This is a genomic window from Niveispirillum cyanobacteriorum, assembly GCF_002868735.1.
GTDB classification, from domain to species: domain Bacteria; phylum Pseudomonadota; class Alphaproteobacteria; order Azospirillales; family Azospirillaceae; genus Niveispirillum; species Niveispirillum cyanobacteriorum.
In genome coordinates, this window is sequence record NZ_CP025611.1 from 369,505 (window position 1) to 392,800 (window position 23,296).

At 62.0% G+C, this 23,296-nt stretch carries 17 protein-coding genes; 10 read left to right on the forward strand and 7 right to left on the reverse strand.

Annotation, left to right across the window (positions count from 1 at the left end; all coding sequences use genetic code 11):
* The first annotated feature begins 91 nt into the window (after positions 1-91).
* The gene (locus C0V82_RS01615; protein ID WP_102110838.1) at positions 92-5,161 is read left to right on the forward strand and encodes a beta strand repeat-containing protein; all 5,070 of its coding nucleotides are present in this window, start codon (positions 92-94) and stop codon (positions 5,159-5,161) included.
* Between the two features lie 10 nt (positions 5,162-5,171).
* On the opposite strand, the gene C0V82_RS01620 is transcribed toward C0V82_RS01615, so the two are convergent.
* Positions 5,172-5,939, reverse strand: coding sequence for a FadR/GntR family transcriptional regulator (locus C0V82_RS01620; protein WP_102110839.1), 768 nt, complete (start codon positions 5,937-5,939; stop codon positions 5,172-5,174).
* A 112-nt stretch (positions 5,940-6,051) separates the two neighbouring features.
* Entirely contained in the window at positions 6,052-6,513 is a 462-nt protein-coding gene (locus C0V82_RS01625) for a MarR family winged helix-turn-helix transcriptional regulator (protein ID WP_102110840.1), read from the reverse strand.
* A 120-nt stretch (positions 6,514-6,633) separates the two neighbouring features.
* Between C0V82_RS01625 and C0V82_RS01630 the strand changes: the two genes are divergently transcribed.
* On the forward strand, positions 6,634-7,281 hold the full coding sequence (locus tag C0V82_RS01630) for a LysE family translocator (protein ID WP_199772450.1): 648 nt from the start codon (positions 6,634-6,636) through the stop codon (positions 7,279-7,281).
* A gap of 2 nt (positions 7,282-7,283) precedes the next feature.
* On the opposite strand, the gene C0V82_RS01635 is transcribed toward C0V82_RS01630, so the two are convergent.
* The gene (locus C0V82_RS01635) at positions 7,284-8,093 is read right to left on the reverse strand and encodes a transglutaminase-like domain-containing protein (RefSeq protein ID WP_102110841.1); all 810 of its coding nucleotides are present in this window, start codon (positions 8,091-8,093) and stop codon (positions 7,284-7,286) included.
* Between the two features lie 727 nt (positions 8,094-8,820).
* Here C0V82_RS01635 and C0V82_RS01640 point away from each other — a divergent pair.
* Positions 8,821-9,138: a nucleotidyltransferase family protein gene (locus C0V82_RS01640; RefSeq protein ID WP_102110842.1), complete on the forward strand. Its 318-nt coding sequence runs from the start codon at positions 8,821-8,823 to the stop codon at positions 9,136-9,138.
* Positions 9,139-9,496: 358 nt separating this feature from the next.
* On the opposite strand, the gene C0V82_RS26665 is transcribed toward C0V82_RS01640, so the two are convergent.
* Complete coding sequence (locus C0V82_RS26665; RefSeq protein WP_158659658.1) at positions 9,497-10,678, reverse strand: hypothetical protein; 1,182 nt, start codon at positions 10,676-10,678, stop codon at positions 9,497-9,499.
* A gap of 609 nt (positions 10,679-11,287) precedes the next feature.
* On the opposite strand from C0V82_RS26665, the gene C0V82_RS01645 reads away from it, so the two are divergent.
* Positions 11,288-11,728 (forward strand): DUF29 domain-containing protein, encoded by a 441-nt coding sequence (locus tag C0V82_RS01645; protein ID WP_102110843.1) that lies wholly within the window; start codon positions 11,288-11,290, stop codon positions 11,726-11,728.
* A gap of 264 nt (positions 11,729-11,992) precedes the next feature.
* Here C0V82_RS01645 and metH read toward each other — a convergent pair whose 3' ends face one another.
* The 3 genes from metH to C0V82_RS01660 form a co-directional block, all read right to left on the reverse strand.
* On the reverse strand, positions 11,993-14,674 hold the full coding sequence (gene metH, locus C0V82_RS01650; RefSeq protein WP_102110844.1) for a methionine synthase: 2,682 nt from the start codon (positions 14,672-14,674) through the stop codon (positions 11,993-11,995).
* Between the two features lie 45 nt (positions 14,675-14,719).
* On the reverse strand, positions 14,720-15,790 hold the full coding sequence (locus C0V82_RS01655) for a homocysteine S-methyltransferase family protein (RefSeq protein ID WP_188595095.1): 1,071 nt from the start codon (positions 15,788-15,790) through the stop codon (positions 14,720-14,722).
* Positions 15,791-15,890: 100 nt separating this feature from the next.
* Positions 15,891-18,071: a sensor histidine kinase gene (locus C0V82_RS01660; RefSeq protein ID WP_158659659.1), complete on the reverse strand. Its 2,181-nt coding sequence runs from the start codon at positions 18,069-18,071 to the stop codon at positions 15,891-15,893.
* Positions 18,072-18,242: 171 nt separating this feature from the next.
* Here C0V82_RS01660 and C0V82_RS01665 point away from each other — a divergent pair, with 171 nt between their 5' ends.
* The 6 genes from C0V82_RS01665 to C0V82_RS01690 all read left to right on the forward strand — a co-directional run bounded on the left by C0V82_RS01665 (position 18,243) and on the right by C0V82_RS01690 (position 23,253).
* Complete coding sequence (locus tag C0V82_RS01665) at positions 18,243-18,773, forward strand: pentapeptide repeat-containing protein (protein WP_102110846.1); 531 nt, start codon at positions 18,243-18,245, stop codon at positions 18,771-18,773.
* Between the two features lie 117 nt (positions 18,774-18,890).
* A complete protein-coding gene (locus C0V82_RS01670; RefSeq protein ID WP_102110847.1) occupies positions 18,891-19,295 on the forward strand; it encodes a hypothetical protein in 405 nt (134 codons plus the stop codon).
* Positions 19,296-19,526: 231 nt separating this feature from the next.
* Positions 19,527-19,826, forward strand: a complete 300-nt coding sequence (locus C0V82_RS01675; protein ID WP_158659661.1) for a hypothetical protein — start codon at positions 19,527-19,529, stop codon at positions 19,824-19,826.
* 106 nt (positions 19,827-19,932) lie between these two features.
* Positions 19,933-21,285: a histidine--tRNA ligase gene (gene hisS / locus C0V82_RS01680; RefSeq protein WP_102110849.1), complete on the forward strand. Its 1,353-nt coding sequence runs from the start codon at positions 19,933-19,935 to the stop codon at positions 21,283-21,285.
* 179 nt (positions 21,286-21,464) lie between these two features.
* The gene (locus tag C0V82_RS01685) at positions 21,465-22,235 is read left to right on the forward strand and encodes a GIN domain-containing protein (protein ID WP_102110850.1); all 771 of its coding nucleotides are present in this window, start codon (positions 21,465-21,467) and stop codon (positions 22,233-22,235) included.
* A 220-nt stretch (positions 22,236-22,455) separates the two neighbouring features.
* Positions 22,456-23,253 carry a GIN domain-containing protein gene (locus C0V82_RS01690; RefSeq protein WP_158659662.1) on the forward strand — a complete coding sequence of 266 codons (798 nt, stop codon included), beginning with the start codon at positions 22,456-22,458 and terminating at the stop codon, positions 23,251-23,253.
* Positions 23,254-23,296 lie beyond the last annotated feature (43 nt).

Consider the following 23,296-nt stretch of genomic DNA (forward strand, 5'->3'; position numbering starts at 1 on the left):
ATTTTTTCCGTTCATTTGCCTCCAAAAGTTGGCCCGCCCCTTGCAATGGTGGTTCCCAGTTGGAAATCCGAATGAATGAAAGAACCAGAATATGGTTGCGATCAATTCCATTGGCCCGATCAGCGAACTGACGACGAAGAAGATGGCGGCCCTCACCGCTGATCAGATCCGTTCCTTCTCGCTGAGCGATATCGGCCAATTGACGAAGACGCAGATCGCAGCCGTGTCGGTCAAGCAGATCAGCGGGTTTTCCGCCGAACAGATCGGCGCCCTGAACAGCAGCCAGATCGGTTTTACCGCCGCACAGCTGGCCGCCATGAATGACGATCAGTTCAACGCGTTCGAGGCCGAGGATATCGCGGCCATGAATGTGGCGCAGATACGGGGGCTGACACCACGGGAAGTGTCGCTTCTGACCCCGGAAAAAATTGCCGCCCTGTCCGTGTCCCAGATCGCCGCCTTCACCGCCCCGCAGATCAAGGCATTCCGCACCGACCAGCTGGACGCGTTCAGCACGGATCAGATCGGCGCCTTTTCCGGTGCGCAGCTGGCCGCCATGACCGGTGACCAGCTGAACAGCCTGTCCGAACCGCAGCTGAACGCCGTTTCCACAACGAAGCTGAAAAGCCTGACGACGGCGCAGCTGCGCCTGCTGAACAGCGATACGATGGGCCGGCTGACCACCGCGCAGGTGACGGCCCTGACCGCTAATCAAGTGAAAAGCCTTTGGCCGGAGCAGCTGAACGCGCTGGATAGCGCACAATGGACGGGCTTCACGGCCTCGCAGATCGGCAGCCTGACCGCGACCCAGCTGAAAGGCCTGTCGACTGACTCGGTGTCCGGCCTGTTGAGCAGCCAGTTGAAGGGTCTGACCGCAACTCAGATTTCGTCGCTGACCACCACGCAGTTCGCCGCCCTGTCGGGCGAGCAGGTGGCAGAGTTCAGCAGCGCGCAGATGAAGGGCATCAACCAGGCACAGTTCGCCGCCATGACGGATGCGCAGTTGGTCTCCTTCTCCCCGTCGCAACTGACGGCCATGACGGCTTCCCAGGTGAAGTGGTTGTCGCCGGAACAGCTGTCGACCCTGTCGACTGATCAGATCGCCGGCTTCAACGCTACGCAGATGGCGTCGCTGTCCACGGCACAGTTCGCGGGTCTGAATGCCGACCAGATCGGCGCCCTGACCCCGGCACAACTTGCCTCCCTGTCGGCGGCAAAGATCGCCACCCTGACAGGCGCCAAGCTGTCGGCCATGAGCACGACGCAGATGGCGGGCCTGACGGCCAACCAGATCCGCGCCTTCACCGCCGATCAGCTGTCCAACCTGACTGATGATCAGTTTGCCGGCATGGGCAAGGCGCAGATCGCAGCCCTGACCACCACCCAGATCAAGTCCCTGGCGGAAGGCCAGCTGGCCGGTATCACCACGACACAGATCGCGGGTCTGTCCGCCGGCCAGATCGGCGCGCTGACACCCGAGCAGGTGTCCGGCCTGGGGGATGCGCAGGTCACGGCCCTGACGCCCGAACAGCTGCGTGCCCTCACCACGACCCAGCTGAATGCCCTGGGCAGCGAACAGATCGGCGCCCTGACGGCGCGGCAGGTCGCGGCCTTCAGCCCCACTCAGGTCCGTGGCCTGTCGCAAGACCGACTGGTCGATCTTTCCACCACGCAGCTGAATGCCCTGACGGCGGCGCAGCTGGCCTCCCTGACCACCACGCAGATGGGATCGCTGACCGATACGCAGCTGGCGGGTTTGACCTCCACGCAGCTGCGCAACTTCACGGCCACGCAGGTTGGCGCGCTGACACCCGAGCAGGTGGCGACGCTGGGCACGACCACCCTGTCGGAACTGAGTGCGGCGCAGGTGCGGGGCCTGTCAGGTTCCCAGGTCATGGCCATGAACAGCACCCAGCTGTCGGCCCTCACCCGCACGCAGGTCGCCAGCCTGACCGCAACGGCCCTGTCCGGTCTGACCAATGCGCAGATTTCCGCCCTGACGGCGGAACAACTGGCGGGCCTGACCACGACGCAGATGGCCGCCCTGAATGACGGGCAGGTGGCGGGCCTGACTGCCGACCATATCGCCAATTTCACCAATGATCAGGTCAAGGCCCTGTCGCCGGCGGCCCTTGCGGCCCTGTCGGCGGATCAGGTGGCGTCGCTGTCGGTCACACAGATCGCCACCCTGTCCGCCACCCAGGTGAAGGGTATGACCGCCGATCAGATCGGCAGCCTGACGACAACGCAGCTGGCCGGCATGACCACGACCGGCATCAGCAGCCTGACCACCACCCAGATATCCGCCCTGACCGGTGACCAGATCGCCAGCCTATCGGCGGCCCAAATCAAAAGCCTGTCATCGGCCCAGATCGCCGTTCTTCAGGCCGAAGAGATCACGGCCCTGACGCCCGAACAGATCAGCCAGATGTCGGTAGCCCAGGTGAAGGGCCTGACGACCGATCAGATATCGCTGCTGACCAACGATCAGGCCGCGGGCCTGACCCCGGCGCAACTGGCCGAACTGTCGGCGACGCAGCTGAACGCCATCAATGGTGAGCAGCTGGCGGCCTTGACGCCGGAACAGATGGCGGGCCTGACCGGGACGCAGCTGGCCGGCCTTTCCGAGGAACGTATCGGTCGCCTCACCCCGACTCAGATCGCCGACCTGTCGACCAATCAGGTGAAGGCCCTGACGGTCGGGCAGCTGAACAGCCTGGGCGAATTGCAGATCAAGGCCCTGCGCCCGGAACAGATCGCGGCCATGTCCACAGGCCAGGTGGCGGGGATGAACGGCCTGTTCCTGTCCACACTGTCCGATGAACAGTTCGGCGGCCTGACCCCGGCGCAGATTTCGGGCCTGACGGTGGAGCAGCTGAACGCCTTCACCGACAGCCGCTTTGCCGGCATTTCCGCCGATCAGCTGAGCAACCTGACCGCCGCCCAGATTGGCGGGTTAAGCCTGAACCGCATCTCGGCTCTGGGCGCGGAACAGTTCGGCAGCCTCAGCGTGGCGCAGCTGCGCGGGTTGAAGGCGGATCAAGTGGCCGTTCTGAATGCTGGCCATATCAATCAGCTGACCGTGGCAAAATTTGCTGAACTGTCGCCCAGCGCCCTTGGTGGCATGACGGCGGACCAGTTGCGCAACCTGAACCCGGAATTGCTGAGCGGCATGACGGCGCCACAGATTGCCGGCCTGTCGCCGGACCAGATGGATGCCCTGTCGCGCGAGCAGCTGAGCGGCCTGACGGCCACGCAGCTGGGCGGCTTCACGTCGGCACAGCTGGCCTCCCTCAGCCCGGATCAATTGTCGGGGTTCAGCCCCGATCAGATCGGATTGCTTCCGACAGCGGCCATTGCCGGCTTGACCTCCGGGCAGATCGGGTCCCTGTCCGCCGACCGGTTGCAGGGCTTGACCCCGTCACAGATCGGCGTACTGACGACGGCGCAGATGGCCGGTTTCGGCAGCGAACAGGTGGACGCCCTGACGGAAGATCAGGTCAAGGCCCTGTCGCCGGCGCAGTTCGCCGCCATCGACCCGGTCACCATGCCGATGCTGCGTGCCGACCAGATCCAGGCGATGAGCGTCGGACAGTTCGCGGCCCTGAGCAGCGCCCATATCGGCAGCTTTTCTGAGTTCCAGTTCCATGTGATGTCGCCGGCCCAGATCGGGGGGATCAGCACTGCCGCCGCCGCCGGCCTGCGTCACCCGCAGCTCAACAACATGACCTCCGCACAGATCGGCGCCCTGTCGGCCGCCCATATCAAGGCCATTCCGGCCACGCAGTTGTCCGGCATGGATAATGAACGGCTGATCATGCTGAGCGCCACCCAGGTGGGTGGCATGACCGCTGCCCAGGTGAACGCCCTGTCCATCGACCAGATCAGCCGGCTGTCCAATACCCAGATCGCCGCCATTCAGCCGTCGGTGATCAGTGGCATGTCGTCGGGCCTGCTGAACGCCCTGTCCACCACCCAGATCGCGGCGTTGAGCACGCAGCAGGTGGCGGCCCTGACGGCGGATCAGACAGCGGCGCTGGATGCCACCAAGTTCCATGCCATCGCCAGCGGTCGCCTGTCCTCCATGACGGCGAGCCAGATTGGCGCCTTGACCCAGGCCCAGATCCAAGCCTTCACCACGACGGAGATCGCCTCCCTGACCTCCACGCAGTTGAGCGGCCTGACGGCGACGCAGGCGGCCTACCTGACCAATGACAAGGTTGCGGTCCTGGACACGAACCAGATCAAGGGCCTGTCCGCCGGCTTTGTCGCGGCACTCAGCACGCAGCAGGTGGGTGTGCTGTCGGGATCGCAGCTGAACGCCCTAACCAGCACGCAGTTCGGCGCTGTGACCCCGACCCAGATTGCCGCCCTGTCACCGACGCAGCTTGGCCAACTGACGGCCAGCCGTCTGAACGAGATGAGCGCCACGCAGCAGGCTTCCATCACGGGCCTGCAGTTCGACCAGCTGTCCAGCACGCAGCTGTCGGGTCTGGCGACCACCTTCCTCAGCCGCATGACCTCCACACAGCTGGGCTCGATGCTGACCACCCAGATCTCCGCCCTGTCGGCGGACCAGCTGGGGGCGCTGGCGCCAACTGCGCTGGCGGGGCTTAGCAACGGTCATATCTCCGTGCTGTCTTCCACCCAGGTGGCGGGCATGAGCAATGCCCAGCTTCAGGCCCTGTCGGTGGAGCAGGTGCAGTCGATGACCACCAGCGCGGTGGGCGGACTGACCTCCAGCCAATTGTCGGGCCTGCTGCGGGTGCAACTGCGCGGCATGACGAACCAGCAGATTGCCGCCCTGTCGCCAGGTCAGATCGGTGGGATCACCAATGCCCAGATCGCCAACCTGTCGGGAACGCAGCTTCAGTCCCTGACGACCGCCCAGTTCGCACAGCTGACGCCGGGCCAGATCGCCGCCATGTCCACCACCCAAACCGGCAGCCTGACCCCCGCCCAGGTGGGGCAGTTGAGTGCCTTGCAGATCACCGGCCTGACGGCAGCACAGGTGGCGGGGCTGACCAGCGGTCAGATCGCGTCTCTGTCCACCTATCAGATCCATTCCATGTCCACGACCCAGATCTCCGCCTTCACCTCGGCCCAGGTGTCGGGCATGACGGCGGAGCAGCAACAGGCCCTGCAGGACGCGGTGGCGTAATTCCGTGCCTTCAGATAGCGGCGCGGCGGGCGAATTCATTGCGCTTGGCCGCGACCTCCATCTGGGCGCGCTGCAACGCCTCCAGCTCGGTCGCGGTCAGCAGGTTTTCGATCACCGTGCCCAGATGGTGATGCATGGCGGCGCGGGCCTTGCGCGGGTCGCGGGTACGCAGCGCCTCCACAATGTCGCGGTGATCATCAATCAGGGGGCGCACCCCCACCTCCCGCGACCGCTCCAGCATGGTCCGGCACAAAGGTGACTTGTCGCGCACATCCCACAGCGTTTCGACGACCAGGGTGATGGCGCTGTTGCGGGTACTTTTCGCGATGGCGACATGGAAGCGGCGGTCGGCTTTCTCCCCCGACACGTTCTTGACGTTCTCCTCCGCCATGTCGGCCAGGATCACATCCAGCTCCGCCAGCTCTTCATCCGTGATGGTCGTGGCGGCCAGGGCAGCGGCCTCCCCCTCGAACAGGCGGCGCGCCTCCGTCAGCTCAAACGCGCCGATATCCAGGTCCTGGGCGGCGGCGGCAACCGCGCCCTCTGGCCGGCGGTTGGTGACATAGATGCCCGACCCGTGCCGTGCCTCCACTAGACCCATAATGTCCAGCGCGATCATCGCCTCACGCACCGTGGGGCGGCTGACCTCAAACTCCTCCGCCAGGTCACGCTCCGGCGGCAGGCGCTGACCGGGCTTGTAGGTGCCGGACTGGATGGCGGTGGAGATGGCGGCGACGACTTTCTGGTAAAGCTTGCGGCCGTCGTTTTGCGGATTCATGGCGGGGGCTTCTGGTCGATGGGGTGGGGATGATAGCGCAACCAGCGGGTCCGCGCCAACCGCATTGGTTAATGTCCTGGCCAATTCGGTCATGCCAATAGCCGGGCTGGCATCAGGTGACGGGCACCCCGGTCAGGCCGCGATGGGCCACGACGCGGCGCAGGGCGGCCTCCACCGCTTCTTTCTCCTCCGCCGTCAGGACGGCAAAGAACTCCGCCTCATTCTGATCGGCCAGCCGGGCCAGGGTGGGGACCAGGGCGTTGCCGGTATCGGTCAGGGAAAGCGTGTGGGCGCGGCCATCATCGGGGTCGGCGGTGCGGGCCAGCAACCCCTTGTCCAGCAGCCTGTCGGCCAGCTTCGATATGGCCCCGCGCGTCATGCCCATGCGGTCGGCCAGCCGCGACGGGGGCAGGGGATCGGCACCAAACATCTCCCGCAGCATCACCCATTCGGCCACCGTCACGCCCTGTCCATCCAGCCGGCGGGCAAAGGCGGCGGAGACATGGTTGGACACCAGCCGCAGCCAGTAACCCAGGTGATCCTGTAGCCCGGTCGGGGTCGTATCGGCCTGCATCGCATCCTCCTTGTTGACAAGGAAACTAGCGACCCGACAGCAACCGATCAACCGCCCTGTGCGGCGGTGGGAGGAGCTGTTATCAAGGGGGCAGCACCCCTTGCCAGAGGTCCCGAGCCCATGCCGACCCTGTTCACGATCCTGCCGTTCGACACGATGATCACCTTTGTCACGGCGGCCCTGCTGCTGGCCTTTGCGCCCGGTCCCGACAATCTGTTCGTCCTGACGCAATCGGCGCTGAAGGGGCCGGGCAAGGGCGTGGTGGTGACGCTGGGCCTGTGTACCGGGTTGATCGTGCATACGGCGGCGGTGGCGTTGGGCGTGGCGGTGATTTTCCAGACCTCTATGCTGGCATTCACAGGGCTGAAGATCGTGGGGGCGCTTTATCTGCTGTATCTGGCCTGGGGCGCGTTCCGGGCCAGGCCGGAAGCGTTGGGGACGGGTTCGGCAGACGCACCGGGGGAATGGGGCCGGCTGTATCGGCGCGGCATCCTGATGAACATCACCAATCCCAAGGTCGCCATCTTCTTTCTGGCCTTCCTGCCGCAATTCACCGATCCGGCACGGGGCAGCGTGACGGCGCAGATGTTCGCGCTGGGCGGCCTGTTCATCCTGTCGGCGCTCGCCGCCTTTTCCACCATCGCCTTTGCCGCCGGCGGGATCAGCCGCTGGCTGCGCGCATCCGACCGGGGGCAGGTGCTGCTGAACCGCGTGGCGGGGCTGGTCTTTGTCGGGCTGGCCGTGAAGCTGTCGACGGCGGAGCGGTGACATCATGGGACAGGCTCTGTCCAGACTTTGAACCCGGCCAGGGTATTGGCCCCGAACGTGTGGGTCAGGGGCACGTCGGCGGCGTCGCGGCCCGTGGCGATCAGGATACGGCCGATGCGCCGTTGATTATTGCGCGGATCGAACACATGCCAGCGCCCGCCCAGATACACCTCCATCCAGGCGGCAAAATCCATCTCCCCATAGGGAGGAGGCTGTCCGATATCGCTGATATAGCCGGTGCAGTAGCGCGCGGGGATATTCATGGCGCGGCAGAAGGCGACGGCCAGATGCGCATAATCCCGGCACACCCCGCGCCGTTCGGCATAGGCCTCCGACGCGGTGCGGGTGGGGCGGGAATGTTCATAGCCGAAGCGGATATGGGCATGCACGAAATCACAGATGGCCTGCACCCGGCCCCAGCCCATTGGGGCACCTGCAAACAGCCGCCAGGCCTCTGCCGACAGGTTATCCGTCTCACAATAGCGGCTGGGCAGCAGATAGAGCAGCGTGTCGGCGGGCAGGTCCTGCACCGCATGCTGCATGGCGGAATATTCGATAGGATCGGGCAGACCGTCATCGCGGATCACACTGTCGGTACCCAGCACCAGCCGCCCCGCCGGAGCCAGCAGGCGCGAACACCAATTGCCGAAACTGTCACGGTAAGAGGTGATGGGCACCGCCGGTTGGGTGATCAGGTGATCGGGCCGTTCCAACTGCGCCACGCGCGAATAATGCACGTTCAGCATGACGATCATGGCCGTTTCGTGCGGGAAATCATAGGTCAACTGGCAACCCAGATGAATGCGCGGCATGCCGCCCCCTGTGGTCGGAAATGTCTGCCGGACAAGCGGAAAAACTCCCCCTGCTGTCTTGATGACCGTTCCCGCAGCGGCGGACCCCGATAACCACGCCCGACCCGACCAGGGACGCGAGAACCATGCTACGCCCCATGCTGCACTGCGGCCATGGCTAATGCGGGGGAGGCGTGGGAATTCGGTGGAGGCGGGGGCCGGGCGGGTCTGTGCAACATTGTGGAACAGTTTTTCAGGGGGCGTTGCACGGGCGGCGGGTGGGGTGGCTTGCGCAACGCTGTGAAACATTGGTGTGAGGCCTGTTGCACAGGGGATTGGACTGGAAAGGGCGGAAAGCCGGGGTTGCGGGGGCAGTGGGCGGGGGCCTGCGCAACATTGTGAAACACGATGAAGGCCGGTGTTGCACAGGGCGCGGTGGGCGCGGTGGGGCCTGTGCAACCTTGTGAAACAGGGATTTTGTGTCTCACCCGTGGGGTGCGGTGGTTCCTGCGCAACGCAGTGCAACATCGTGCGAGGGGATGTTTCACGGGGCGTGGGGGCAGGGATCGCCGGGGTTGGACGCCGCACTGCGGTGGGATGGGGTGGGGGTGCGGCGGCGGGCATGGGGGCGGTGCCGGGGTGGTTGATAGGATCATAAGCCTATCATGAATGGGGTGGGGCGGACAGAGTTAGGGCGGGCGGCAGGGCTGGCTTGACCTTTTCCGCCGCTTGCCGCCTATGATGGTGTATGGACGCCAACACCCACCCGATGGACCGTGATGAGGTCCTGAACCGCCTGCGTCGGCATCAGCCGGCGTTGCGGGCGCTGGGCGTGCGCCATCTGTCTTTGTTCGGGTCGCTGGCCCGGCTGGAGGCGCGGGCCGACAGCGACGTGGATGTGCTGCTGGACATCGACCCCGCCACGCCCGTGTCACTGTTGGGCATTGTCCGCATCCAGAATGACCTCTCCCGCCTGCTGGGCCGACCCGTCGATGTGGCCGAGGCGGCGGCGATGAAGTCGGAGATGCGGGAGCGGGTTCTGCGGGAGGCGGTTGGGGTGTTTTGAGTGGGGTTGGCAGCGTGCTACCACACCCGTTGAACCACGCCGTCAAAAACGATGTCGGTGGATATGATGGGCAGGTCGTGTTTCTGTGCCGTGGCGGCCAGTAGCCGGTCGAATCTGAAGCATGAGGGGCCATCTCAGGATATTTTCCCAACCGCACCTTCTGCGCAATCTCACAGCCTCCCGAGGCAGCATCCCGAAGCAGTCAATGGAGATAGCTAAAACCCACCTAGAGCCGACCGGATGATCAATCAGCGAGAGCGTGTGGCTATTAGGTGATTGTGTCTGTTCATCACTATCACAAGGAGACGGCGGGGCGATAACGTAAAACTGATCGATTCTCGCAAATCATTCATTATTTTCATTGCTGTACATCATACTCCATTCCGCCAACATCCTCTTTTGGGATAGATATTATTGTATTTATAGAAACCTCTTGAGGATTTTTCTTATATTTTACAAAGTAATTTTCTTTTGTTATTAGTATAATTTTTTGCGTTTTAAGTTTAATGTACTCGTCTACATTCTTGTCATCTTCGCATGGTAGCTTATCGATTAGTTCGCTATCAAATAGGCAAGCTTTTTCCTTTTTTACATACAAAACGGCAGGTAATTCACCACCTAATCGCAACGCCTTTAGTGCCACATCCATGAACTTAAAAGCTCCTGGCCAAATGAAAAGGAATAAAGCTGCAAAAGCTACAACTGGCATTGCAACACTATTGACATTTTTACTGTGAATAATATTAGAGAATGCGACAAACATTAAAGTTGGAACAACCGCAATTGCAATTGCAATTGCATGGCTTATTAAATTTTTACTAAATATGACAACTTGGGGTTCAGACTCTGCTGCCTTTAGTATAGCTAAAAATACCAAAGTAAATATTACCATAAATCCAAAGGATAAAAAATTGCAGAAAACAATATACGCGATATCTTCCAATTTGCTGGGAAACTTTTTGTCAGCAAAATTATATTTCTTATTTATAGCAAGAAAACTGTATATATAACTAATTATTGAGAAAACTAAAGAAATCAAAATAATTGCCCCTAATACAATACTAGAATACTCTAGAGTGGATGCCAAGCCCTCATCATTCATCAACCCAGCAGGCTGATATATAAAAAAGTGCAAGAAAGTTAAAATTCCAATAGAAAAGCTAACGCACCATTTTGAAAACTTTGTTCGACTTTTAAATGAAGTGCTTAACTCCAAAGCGGATAAAGAATCCCTTATGGGATCGAGAATCCATACCATACCAGGAAGCAAAATATAAATTATTAACGCAAGAATATAAAAATAACACACCATAGATATTACAGGCACTCCAAGTCCAAATCCTTCCATCATCTCAAAATATGGAATATCTTTCTTTATAGAGTAGCAAATTAAAACTACAGAAACGCTAAAAAAACTTGCAATCAATGAAATAAAAAATCTAAACGCACCAATATTTGAGACCAAAGGCTTAATTATTTTTGAAATTTTCTTCTGTCCATCGGGCTCTATGCTTTCGTTTATTGGCAATTTCTTCTCCATTCAGATAAATTAGAATGATAGCATTGCATTAGTTTGTGAATTTAATCCACAAATCTTGAAAATCAGGGTATCATTGATCAAATGGTTTTGTCAAAAAGAGTTTTATGGAACTAGATGAATCCGATAGATTGAGTGCGTCCGTGCTCCTATCACTATTCCCTTACTACTGCAGCAACAGCTAGGTTGGAGACTGGTCGTGGGATGGAACCATTTAGTCGTAGTACGCATAAGCGGGTCAGATTCCGTACTTTGTAGCGGAAGCAAAGAAGTTTACTTGTGCGTGCAATGAGGCCGGAATACATGCGGGTAAGGTGGACATGTAGCTTCGGCATCGGGCTTGTGACTCTGGGGCCGGCTTTCCCTGGGATCACGGTTATGGGCAAACGAAGCGGAAGGGGAAGAACGGTTGGAGCGTGGGGTGGAGATGTTTCGTGCCATTGATTAGGGCATTGCTGCACGTGCAAGGATTTCCGCTTCGTTGCCGATCAGTTCGACGAGATCGTCAGGGTTTCCTGCATGTCCTGGAGGTTGCAACCAGAGGGGGGCTTGCTGGACAGGGTTTTGCCTTGACCCTATGATCTTCACAGTTTCGATGGGTTGAGGTGCGGCATGAGCGGGACGCTCTATGAGAGGGATTTCTATGCCTGGGCCAATGAGCAGGCAGCCCTGCTGCGGGCGGGTAAGCTGTCGGCGGCGGACATCGAGAATATTGCCGAGGAAATCGAGAGCATGGGCAGGACGGAGAAGCGTGAGCTGACCAGGCTTCTGACGGTCCTGATCCTGCATCAGCTGATATGGCAGTTTCAACCGGTGCGGCGGGGAAATTCCTGGGAGGCGACGATCAAGGTGCAGCGGCGGGACCTTGTCGTTCACCTGAAAGATAACCCCAGCCTGAAAGCCAAGGTGGGGGAGGCGATTGAACAGGCTTACGGTACTGCCGTGATCCAGGCCGCCGATGAAACGGGCCTGACGGAAACGACTTTTCCGGCGGTATGCCCGTGGTCGTTTGAGCAGATCATGGATGCGAGGTTTTGGCCGGATGGGCACTGATTGGGGGCTGGGGCCGGCGGTGGGACGGCGTACCGAGTCATATCGGCGCTGATCGCGCCTTACGCTGGGTCCCCGCTTCCGCGGGGATGACGGTTGTGGGCGGGGAAGACGGTTGGGGGTGGGGTGGCGGTTGGATGGGTATGCGCGGGGGGCGTAGCGCGGATTAGGCGGTAGCCGTAATCCGCGGGAACCTGCTTCCCAGCGTTGTTCCGCGGATTACGCTTTGCTAATCCGCGCTACGGGTGCGGGTGCAGCGTTCATCCTTCACGCCGCCGTCACCGCCGCCCGGTCCGCCGCATCCGGATCGTAGTTCAGGTTGGGGGCCAGCCAGCGTTCCATGTCGGGCAGGGTCATGCCCTTGCGGGTGGCGTAGTCGGCGACCTGGTCGCGTTCGATTTTGGCGACGCCGAAATATTTGGCGTCGGGGTGGGCGAAGTACCAGCCGCTGACCGCCGCCGTGGGCAGCATGGCGAAGCTTTCGGTGAGCGTGATGCCGGCGATGTTGGTGGCGTCCAGCAGGCGGAAGAGGGTGGCCTTCTCCGTATGGTCGGGGCAGGCGGGGTAGCCGGGGGCGGGGCGGATGCCGCGATATTCCTCGGCGATCAATTGCTCATTGGTCAGGGTCTCACCGGCGGCGTAACCCCACAGTTCGGTGCGCACCCGTTCATGCAGCCGTTCGGCAAAGGCCTCGGCCAGACGGTCGCCCAGGGCCTTTAGCAGGATGGCGCTGTAATCATCGTGCGCGGCCTCAAATTCCTTGGCGCGTTCGTCCAGGCCGATGCCGGCCGTGCAGGCGAAACCGCCGATCCAGTCGGCAATACCGCTGGATTTCGGCGCGATGTAGTCGGCCAGGGACAGGTTCGCCCGCTCCCGCCCCGGATCGCGGGCCATCTGCTGTCGCAGCATATGCAGGCGGTCCAGCACGGTCTTGCGGGTGTTGTCGGTGTACAGCTCGATATCGTCGCCGATGCTGTTGGCGGGCCACAGCGCCACCACGGCGTTGGCGCGCAGCCATTTTTCGCCGACGATCCGCTGCAGCATGGCCTGGGCATCGGCCCAGAGCGCGCGCGCACTTTCGCCGACCTTCGCATCCTCCAGGATGGCGGGGAAATTGCCGTGCAGTTCCCAGGCCTGGAAGAAGGGCTTCCAGTCGATGCGGGCCACCAGTTCGGCCAGATCGTAATCGTCGAACACGGTGACGCCGGGCTTCAGCGGCTGCGGGGCGCTGTAGCTGGTCCAGTCCAGTTTCAGGGCATTCGCCTGGGCCTGGCCGAAGGGCAGGCGGCTGCGGGTCAGTTGGCTGGCGGCGTGTGCCTCGCGCATCTGGGCGTAATCGGCCTTGATGCGGGCGGTATAGGCGGGGCCGTTGGTGGGGTTCAGCAGGCTTTGCGCCACGCCGACGGCACGGCTGGCATCCAGCACATGCACCACGGGGCCGTCATAGTTGGGGTCGATCTTGACGGCGGTATGGACCTTGGACGTGGTGGCCCCGCCGATCAGCAGGGGCATTGTCATGCCGGTGCGCTGCATCTCCCGCGCGACATAGACCATCTCGTCCAATGACGGGGTGATCAGGCCGGACAGGCCGATGACGTTACACTTATGGGCCTTGGCCTCGTCCAGGATCTTGGCGCAGGGGACCATGACGCCCAGGTCCACCACCTCAAAATTATTGCACTGAAGCACCACGCCCACGATGTTCTTGCCGATATCATGCACGTCGCCCTTGACGGTCGCCATCAGGACGCGGCCCGCCGGTTCAGACTTGGCACCGTCCTTTTCCGCCTCGATATAGGGCAGCAGCCAGGCCACGGCCTTTTTCATGACGCGGGCGGATTTCACCACCTGCGGCAGGAACATCTTGCCGGCACCAAACAGGTCACCGACGACGTTCATGCCATCCATCAGCGGGCCTTCGATGACGTGCAGGGGGCGTTCGGCGGCTAGCCGCGCCTCCTCCACATCGGTGTCGATATATTCGTCGATGCCATGGACCAGGGCGTGGGCCAGACGTTCCTTGACCGGCAGGCTGCGCCAGGACAGGTCGGCGGCCTTTTTCTTCTCGCCCCCCTTGTACTTGTCGGCCACTTCCAGCAGGCGGTCGGTGGCGTCCTCGCGGCGGTTGAGGATCACATCCTCCACCCGTTCGCGCAGTTCCTCCGGGATGTCGTCATAGACGGGCAGTTCGCCGGCATTGACGATGCCCATATCCATGCCCGCCGGGATGGCGTGGTAGAGGAACACGGAATGCATGGCCGCGCGGACGGTATTGTTGCCGCGGAAGCTGAACGAGACGTTGGACAGGCCGCCGGAAATATGGGCGCCGGGGCATTCGCGGCGGATGTCGCGCGTCGCCTCGATAAAGTCCACGGCGTAGTTGTTATGTTCCTCGATGCCGGTGGCGACGGCGAAGATGTTGGGGTCGAAGATGATGTCTTCGGGCGGGAACCCAACCTTGTTCACCAGCACATCGTAGGAGCGCTTGCAAATCTCCAGCTTGCGCGCACGGGTGTCGGCCTGGCCCTTCTCGTCAAAGGCCATGACGACGACGGCGGCACCGTAACGGCGGATTTTCTTGGCCTGAGCGACGAACAGCTCCTCGCCTTCCTTCAGCGAGATGGAATTGACGATCGGCTTGCCCTGGACATTTTTCAGGCCCGCCTCAATCACGCTCCATTTGGAGCTGTCGATCATCACCGGCACCCGCGCGATGTCGGGCTCCGAGGCGATCAGGCGCAGGAAACGGACCATCGCCGCCTCGCTGTCCAGCATCGCCTCGTCCATGTTGACGTCGATGACCTGCGCGCCGTTGGTCACCTGCTCGCGCGCGACGTCAAGGGCCGCCTCGTAATTGCCCTCCAGCACCAGCTTCTTGAACTTGGCCGAGCCGGTGACGTTCGTGCGCTCGCCGATATTGATGAAGCTGGCGGTGCGGGGGGCGGTCATGATTTGGCTCTGTCGCTGAAAGGGAAGGGCAGGGGGAGGTATAGGTCAGAACGCGGGCATGGTGAAGGGTTCCAGCCCGGACAGGCGCATGGAGCGTTCAGGGCTGGCGGGTTCACGCGGCGGCAGGCCCTTTACCGACTGGGCGATGGCGCGGATATGGTCGGGCGTGGAGCCGCAGCAGCCGCCAACGATATTGACCAAGCCGTCCTTGGCCCAGCCTTGCAGGTCGCTGGCCATGTGTTCGGGCTTCTCGTCATACTGCCCAAACTCGTTCGGCAGGCCGGCATTGGGGTAGGCGGAGACGAAGACATCGGCGATGCGCGACAATTCCTGGATATAGGGGCGCATCAGATCGGCCCCCAGGGCACAGTTCAGGCCCACGGAGAAGGGCTTTACATGGCGCAGGCTGTTCCAGAACGCCTCCGTCGTCTGGCCCGACAGGGTGCGGCCCGACCGGTCGGTGATGGTGCCGGAGATCAGGACGGGCAGATGCAGGCCCTTTTCCTCCAGCACCTCCTCAATCGCGAAGAGAGCAGCCTTGGCGTTCAGCGTGTCGAAGATGGTTTCCACCATCAGCAGGTCGCAACCACCATCGATCAGGCCCGCCGTCTGTTCCTTGTAGGCCAGCCGCAATTCATCAAAATCGACATTGCGGAAGCCGGGGTCGGTGACGACGGGGCTGATGCTGGCGGTGCGGTTGGTGGGGCCAAGGGCGCCCGCGACATAGCGCGGCTGGGTCGGGTCGGCGGCCTCTGCCACGTCGGCGGCCTGGCGGGCCAGCTTGGCGCCTTCAAAGTTCAGCTCATAGGCCAGCTTTTCCATGCCGTAATCGGCAAGGCTGATGCTGGTGGAATTGAAGGTGTTGGTTTCGATGATGTCGGCGCCGGCATCCAGATACTGGGCATGGATGTCATAGATGATCTTCGGCTGGGTCACCGACAGAAGGTCGTTATTTCCCTTCACGTCGTGGGCCCAGTCGGCAAAGCGCGTGCCGCGATAATCCTCTTCTTGCAGATTATGCCGCTGGATCATGGTGCCCATGGCGCCGTCGATCACCAGGATACGCTGGCGCGCAATGTCGCGCAGCCGGGACAGCCGTTCAGCCCTGGTCATCATACCCTCCATCATGCAACACCCAAACCGGCGGGCGCAGGCGCAGCACCCCTGTCACCGGTTCTACCGCCGGGACATCACCCATGCAAACATAAAGATATCTTTATGTGATGATGGCTGACATGCCGGCAGCGCCCACATTGGGGGTTGGGGGCGGGGAGGCGGTCTCCGCCTCCGTCCGCGGGGTGGCGGGCAGGCGAACCTGCACCAGGGTGCCGCCATCCGGGCGGTCGGTCACCGATACGGTGCCACCCAGGGGCCCGGCCACCAGCGTATAGACCATATGCAGGCCCAGACCCGTGCGCCCGTCGGCGCGGCCCGTGGTGGTGAACGGCTCAAACAGGCGGGGGCGGATATCGGGATCGATGCCGATGCCATCATCCTCCACCACCAGATCGACGGATCCATCCTGCGTCAGACTGGCCGCCACGCGGATCATGCCGGGGCGTGCGCCGGGGAAGGCATGGTCCATGCAGTTGGACAGAAGCTGTCCCAGCACCTGGGTCAGAGCGCCGCCATTGGTTTCCAGCACCAGACCCGGCTTGCTTTCCATCACGAAGCGCACATGCGGCGCATCGGTCCGCACCTCCATCGCGGGGCGCAGTTCCATCAGCAGATCGTGCAGGTCCAGGCGGCGGCGGGTTTCGTCGGAGCGTTCGGTGGCGATCTGCTTGAAGCTTTGCACGACGGCGGCGGTGCGTTCGACGGTGGTGGTCAGCAGGTTCGCCGCTTCCTTCACCTCTGTCAGGAAATCGGCCAACTGCCGGCGCGTCATGGTGCCGGCGGCCATCGCCTCTTCCGCCGCCTCAACCTGCTGTGCCAGATGGGTGGCGGTGGTCAGTGCGGTACCGACGGGGGTGTTCACTTCATGTGCAACACCAGCCACCAGCCGGCCCAGGCTGGCCAGTTTCTCCGACTGCACCAGCCGGTCCTGCGCCAGTTGCAGCCGGTCGACGGTTTCCGACAGATGCTTCGTCCGGTCGGCAACCTGATCCTCCAGCGCGCCGTTCAGGGCGGCCAGACGGGCGTTGGACTGCTTAGCCTGATCCAGCATGAAGCGCAGCCGGTCGATCAACAGGGCCGCCTGCAAGAACAGCATGAAGCAGTATCCGGCCTCCATAATGCCGGTGAAGCCGACGCGATGCACCAGGGCCAGATTGGACACGCCCAGCACCGTCCAGGCGATGGCCATGGGCAGGGCCAGCGGTTGCCGCTGCTTGGCGGCCGTGCCCGTAGCCGCGATCAGGGTCATCAGGGCCAGGATCAGGCCGATGGTGGCCGTCCAGGTCAGCAGCCAGGGAAATTGCAGGGTCCACAGGCTGGCCACCGGCACCGCCAGGATGAACAGGAAGGACGGCCAGGCCAGACCCTTGCGCAAGGAACCCGGAAACAGCAGGGCCGCACTGGCCAGACAGGAGAGCCAGACGAAGGGGAACATTACGTTGTTGAGGAAACCCAGCAACTGCCCCGGCAGGGAATAGAGTACCTCGCTGCCCAGCGGCGTGTTGGAGGTCAGCTGTACCAGGGCGATGGCCACCGACATGACGGCAAAGACCAGACATTCCCGGTCGCGCGGGCGCAGGACATAAAGGATCAGGTACAGCAGGCCGATGGACAGGCAGACCGACAGGAAGGCCGTGCGGAAGGCCAGTTCCTGCTGCCAGTCGCCATACATGCTGTCGGCATCACCCAGCAGCAGGGCGCGCGGAATGCCGCCATAGCCGCCGAAGGCCGCCACCTGCACGGTAATATCCAGCACCCCGTCGATGGGGCCGACGGCGGAGATGGCCTTCTGCCCGGCGCTGTCGGTGCTGTCGGCATCGGTGCCGACATTGCCGGCATAGATGGAGCGTTCGCCATTGACCAGCACGTTCCAGGCCACGAAGCGCTGATTATGGCGCATGGCCAGCGGCGGCGCATCCTTGGGCAGCAGCACGCGCAGATGATAGGTGCCGATCCCTTCGGCATTCAGCGGGACGCCATTCACCTTCTGGCTGGTCCAGCGGCCGGGAACGTCCAGCAGGGCCGGCGGCGGGGCGGAGCCGTCCGTGATCTCCGCCGGGGTCACCAGCCGGTCGCGCCAGAACTGCCAGTCGCCTTCCAGGAAAATCTGCCCGTCATGGCGGAAGTCCCAGCCGCGCAAATCCAGCACGCCATCCACGGCCAGTGGGCGTTGTGTCAGGGCGGCGGACAGGCCGACCCACAGGGATGAAAGGATCAATGTCGCGACAAGAGGCGCCCAGAACCAGCGCATCATACCGGAATGGCCCAAATAACGCTGCACGGCCATATTTCCGCACTATCCCGCAAAAGACGTTTCCTGTCTGTGACTTTGCGACAGTCGCGGCGGCGTTGCAATCCGCGCAAATGCCGGTACCGCCATCCGTTGACAGAAAATACACCATTTTAGGGGGCGCCGGTTGCGCAGGCCGGGGGCGCTGCTTATTTTCATGGCATGGATAAGACCAATACGCCGCCTGTACCCGCCGCCATCAACCTGAAACATCTGATTGGCCTGCTGATCGTCCTGGCGGTTGGCGCCGGTGGGGCCATGGCCGCCTGCACCGACGCCGCCGCCGATGGTGTCAACTGGCGCCGCTGCTACATGGATGGGCGTGATCTGAAATCCGTATCGCTGTCCCAGGCCATGTTGCGCGAGGCGACGTTCCAGCGCAGCGACCTGTCGGGGGCGACCCTGACCGGTGCCGATGCCTATCGCGCCAAGTTCCTGTCGGCCCGCCTGGACCGGGTGGTAATGGATGGTGCCCGCCTGATCGAAGCGGACCTGACCCGCGCCGAGTTGTCCGGGGCCAGCCTGAAGAATGCCGATCTGCGCAATGCCAAGCTGGTGGGCGCCATCATGAAGGGGGCCGACCTGACGGGAGCCAGACTGGACGGGGCCGACCTGCGCAATGCGGATCTGGCCGGTGCGCGATGGGCCGATGGTCGTCTGTGCGGCGAAGGGTCGGTTGGACAGTGCCATTAATCAGCGTTCCCTGATGTCTCACGGCAGCATTGCGCCCATTATATTACCGCTAACTTTGACAAAATGGCCGATCTGAGCAATCTTCCCGACGCTTCTGGATAGCGCGGGACTGTGGTGATGTTTTCTGTCGGCTTTCGTGCAGGATTTATTACTGTCTCGCGACAGAATGATGTCATCACCCTGCTTGTCACGGGCGAGGTGATGCCAGTAGATGTCGATCTGGCCATTGAGATCGGGCATGAGTTGGGCATCTACCGTGGCTGCCGGTCCGTTCTGATTGATCTGCGCCGATTTGTCGGTGTCGTTGACTGGGGCGTTGTTCGCCGCATGGGCCGGTATGCCCCCTGGGTGCATGGGTCGGGCACAAAGCTGGCTTATCTGCTGCGGGAAGAGGGCCTAGCCCTGATGGCCGTCACGGCGTGTCATTACCCCCGCGCCCATCACAATGCCTTTCGCGATGAGGGGGCTGCCCGCGCCTGGTTGCGGGAGGAAGCGCCCCTGCCACGGAATCTGGCCGCTTAAAATCAGACTTGCCGGAAAACCGAAGCGAGTTTCAGGAATAATCGTATAATTTATTCACGTGGTCATTGACGTACTGGGTGGTGAAAGTCATAGTGCGCGCCGCTTTTCCGGTTAGCAGATTGCCCTGGCATGTTTTCAGTCGGTCACCGATCAGGCTATATCTCCGTCGCCTTGAGCGAGGGGTTTCTCTGTTTCCTTTTGGTGGGTGATGTGCCGCCGGGGGATATCGAGATGGCCATGGGACTGGCGGTGGAGGATGCGCTGCTGCGTCCAGACAACCGTGTGCTGGTGGATATCCGCCGGTTCACGGGATCCATCGATTGGGGCATGATCCGTGACCTGCGCCGGCATGCGCCCTGGTCGACCAACGCACAGAATTCAGTACGTTGTGCCTATCTGCTGCCCGACAATTATCCGCGCTTTCTGACCATCCTGGCCAGCTTCTATCCCGGTGCCAAGCATCGCGCCTTCAAGGACGACGCCTCGGCCCTGCGCTGGCTGGTACAGGTGCCGGCCAGCGCCTGTGCTTGAGGATGTTCGGGCATGGCGCCCCTGCCGCCGATGAGGCTGGCGGGCGGTGCGGTAGACCGGTAAAAGGCTGGGCAGATTGTTGAAATCCCGTCCGGAACCGACCGATATGGCCCTGATCACCCCCCGCACCCCCGCCGGCACCATGGAATTGCTGCCGCGCCGTCAGGTCACCTTCCAGCGCATGCTGGACACGATCCGCCGCAATTACGAACGGTTCGGCTTCATCCCGCTGGAGACGCCGGTATTCGAGGTGGCGGACGTGCTTCTGTCCAAGTCGGGTGGGGAGACGGAAAAGCAGGTCTATTTCGTGCAGTCGACGGGCGCCATCGAACAGGGTCACAAGCCCGATCTGGCCATGCGCTTTGATCTGACGGTGCCCACCGCCCGCTATGTCGCGCAGTATGAGCGCGAGCTGGCCTTTCCCTTCCGCCGCTATCAGATGCAGCGCGTCTATCGCGGCGAGCGGGCGCAGAAGGGCCGGTACCGCGAATTCTATCAGTGCGATATCGACGTGATTGGCAAGGACAGTTTGCCTGTCGCCTATGATGCCGAGATGCCCGCTGTCATCTATTCCGTGTTCACGGAGCTGAATGTCGGGCCGTTCCAGATCAACTTCAACAATCGCAAGATCCTGCTGGGCATGTTCGAGGCGCTGGGGGTGACCGACCCCGGCATCCGCATTCTGGTGCTGCGGCAAGTGGACAAGCTGGACAAGCTGTCGCGCGAGGATGTTCTGAACCTGCTGACGGCGGACGGCATTGCCCTGTCAGGTGAACAGGCGGCCAGCGTACTGGACATGATCGGGTTCAGCGGGTCGTCGGCGGACACGCTGGCTCATCTCGACCGCCTGGGTCTGGACAATGACCTGTTCAAGGAAGGCGTGGAGGAACTGCGTCAGGTGGTGGCGGCCCTGATCGCCTTCGGCGTGCCGGAGACGCATTGGCGTATCAATCTGGCCATTGCCCGTGGTCTGGATTACTACACGGGCACCGTCTATGAGACGTTCCTGACCGATCACCGGTCGCTGGGTTCCGTCTGCTCCGGCGGGCGGTATGAGAATCTGGCCGGGCTTTATACCAAGTCGAAGCTGCCGGGCGTGGGCATCTCCATCGGCTTGACGCGCCTGTTCTATGCGCTGGAGCAGGCCGGGATCGTTAAGGATGGCGACAGTTCCGTGCAGGCCCTGGTCACACAGTTCGATCCCAGCCTGTTGAACGATTATCTCGCCATCGGTGCCGCCCTGCGCCAGGGCGGGGTGAATACCGAGATCTATCTGTCGCCCGACAAGCCGGCCAAGCAGTTCAAATATGCCGATAAGGCCGGCATCCGTTACGCGGTAATCATGGGCAGCGACGAGAAGGCCAAGGGCGAGGTCCTGGTGAAGGACATGGTGGCCGGCACGCAGGAAGCTGTGAAGCTTGGGGAACTGGTGGGTTGGTTCAAAGGGGCGATTGGGTGAGGTGTAGCGCGGATTATGCTTCGCCTAATCCGCGCTACGGATGGTGATTTTCGCCACTTCGTCGTCATATCTGATATCGTGCGACCCCTTCCCCCACGCATTCCCGCCCTTTTCCGGGTTGGCACGGGTGTTGCTGTACTCAGGTCAGAACCAACCGATCAAATCGGAGCCTGACCATCATGTCGCTGAAAGCCGCCCTGTTCGCCTCTGCCCTGACCCTGACGGCGCTGCCGGCGCTGGCGTTCGGGCCGCAGGATTATGCCGCCCGTGAGGTGACGGTGCAGGATGTCGTGGGCCGGCTGGAGGTGAAGGTGGATGCCGGCGCCTCCAAGGTGACGGCCAGTGTCACCGGCCCCGACCGCTGGGTACAGTTGGTCGAGGTGAAGAAGGAAGGCGACGATCTGGTCATCCATCAGAAGGACAGCCCGCGTGACCGCCGCTGGCGCGACAAGGATGACTGGATCACCGTCACCCTGACCGTTCCCGCCGGCACCAAGCTGGAGATTGACGGCTTTACGGGGGAGGGGACGGTCGGCGACCTGCGCGGTGCCCTGTCCGTTGACGGCATGAATTCCGGCACGCTGACCGTGGGCCGGGTGTCCACGGCCAGCATCGGCATCGACGGGTCGGGCGATGTGAAGCTGGGCGATGTCGACCGTGATGTCGAAGTGGAGATCAATGGCAGCGGCTCCGTCATCACGGGTCGCACCAGCGGCAAGACGGCGCTGGAGATTAACGGGTCGGGCGAGATCTCGCTGGCCCATGCCAATGGCCCCATCAATGCCGAGATCAACGGCTCCGGCGATATCCGCATTCAGTCCGGTGTTGCCGATCCGCTGGCCGTGGAGATCAACGGTTCCGGCTCGCTGCTGCTGGACGGTGTTGCCCGCAATCAGAGCATTGACCAGTCCGGTTCCGGCAATGTCCGCGTGACGGGCCGGAGCAGTTAAAGGCGCCCTCAAGCGCCGGGCGCCGCCATCCGGCGGCTCGGGCTTGCGCGTGCATGGGCACGCGGGCGCTCAACGCGCCAACCGAGCCATGCTGAGTTCCACTCACCACGGCTCGGTATCGGTCGCACTCAAATTCTGTACGTCGTTCCATCCCGCCGCCCTGCGTGGCGGGAAACGGGGAAAGTTTGTCTGCAACCTGGGCCGTGGGGGGCCTTTGATCATGCGTAAATCCGCTTCTGTGCTTTTCGCTGGTATCGCGTTCGTTGCCATGGCCGGGCTTGCCCAGGCCGAGAATTCGGGTCCGATGCGGTTCGACGGATCGGACCTGACCATCCGCGACGTGGTGGGCGAGGTGAAGGTGAATGTCGATCCGTCGGCCAAGGACGTGATTGTCACCATCGATGCCAAGCCGGAGGAATTCCCGATGCTGTCGGCGCGGGCTGGTGATGGCGGCGTGGTCGTCGCCCGCACCAAGCCCATCGAAAAGCAGGGGCGCCGTGACTGGAAAATGGATGATGGCGACGTGGTCATCACCATCACGATCCCCAAGGGCGGCTCCATCCGCATCGATGACATGGTCGGCAAGCTGGAAGTGGGGGACCTGGACGGCCCGCTGACCGCCGATATCCGCGCGGCGGCTGACCTGAAGACCGGCCGGTTGAGCGCGGCCCGCATCGATGTGGCGGGTGCCGCCGGCATCCGTACCGGCGATATTGCCGGCAAGCTGGACCTGAACATCGCCGGAGCGGGCGATATTGATATCGGCACCGTGCGACAGGGCGCGGATATCAAGATCGCCGGGTTCGGCAATGTCGATGTCGCCGGCGTCAATGGCCCCGTCTCCGTGAGGGTCAGTGGCGTCGGCGATGTCGATCTTAATGACGGCAAGGTCGATCTGCTGGACGTGTCGGTGTCCGGCCTCGGCTCCGTCAATTTCGATGGGGAAGCCAAGGACCGCCGCATCAGCTCTTCCGGGCTGGCCAGCGTGCGGGTCAATGGCAAGAAGATTTCCGGTTGAGGATCGTCAGCCACATCGGAAAACAAACAGCCGGGTGTCGTGG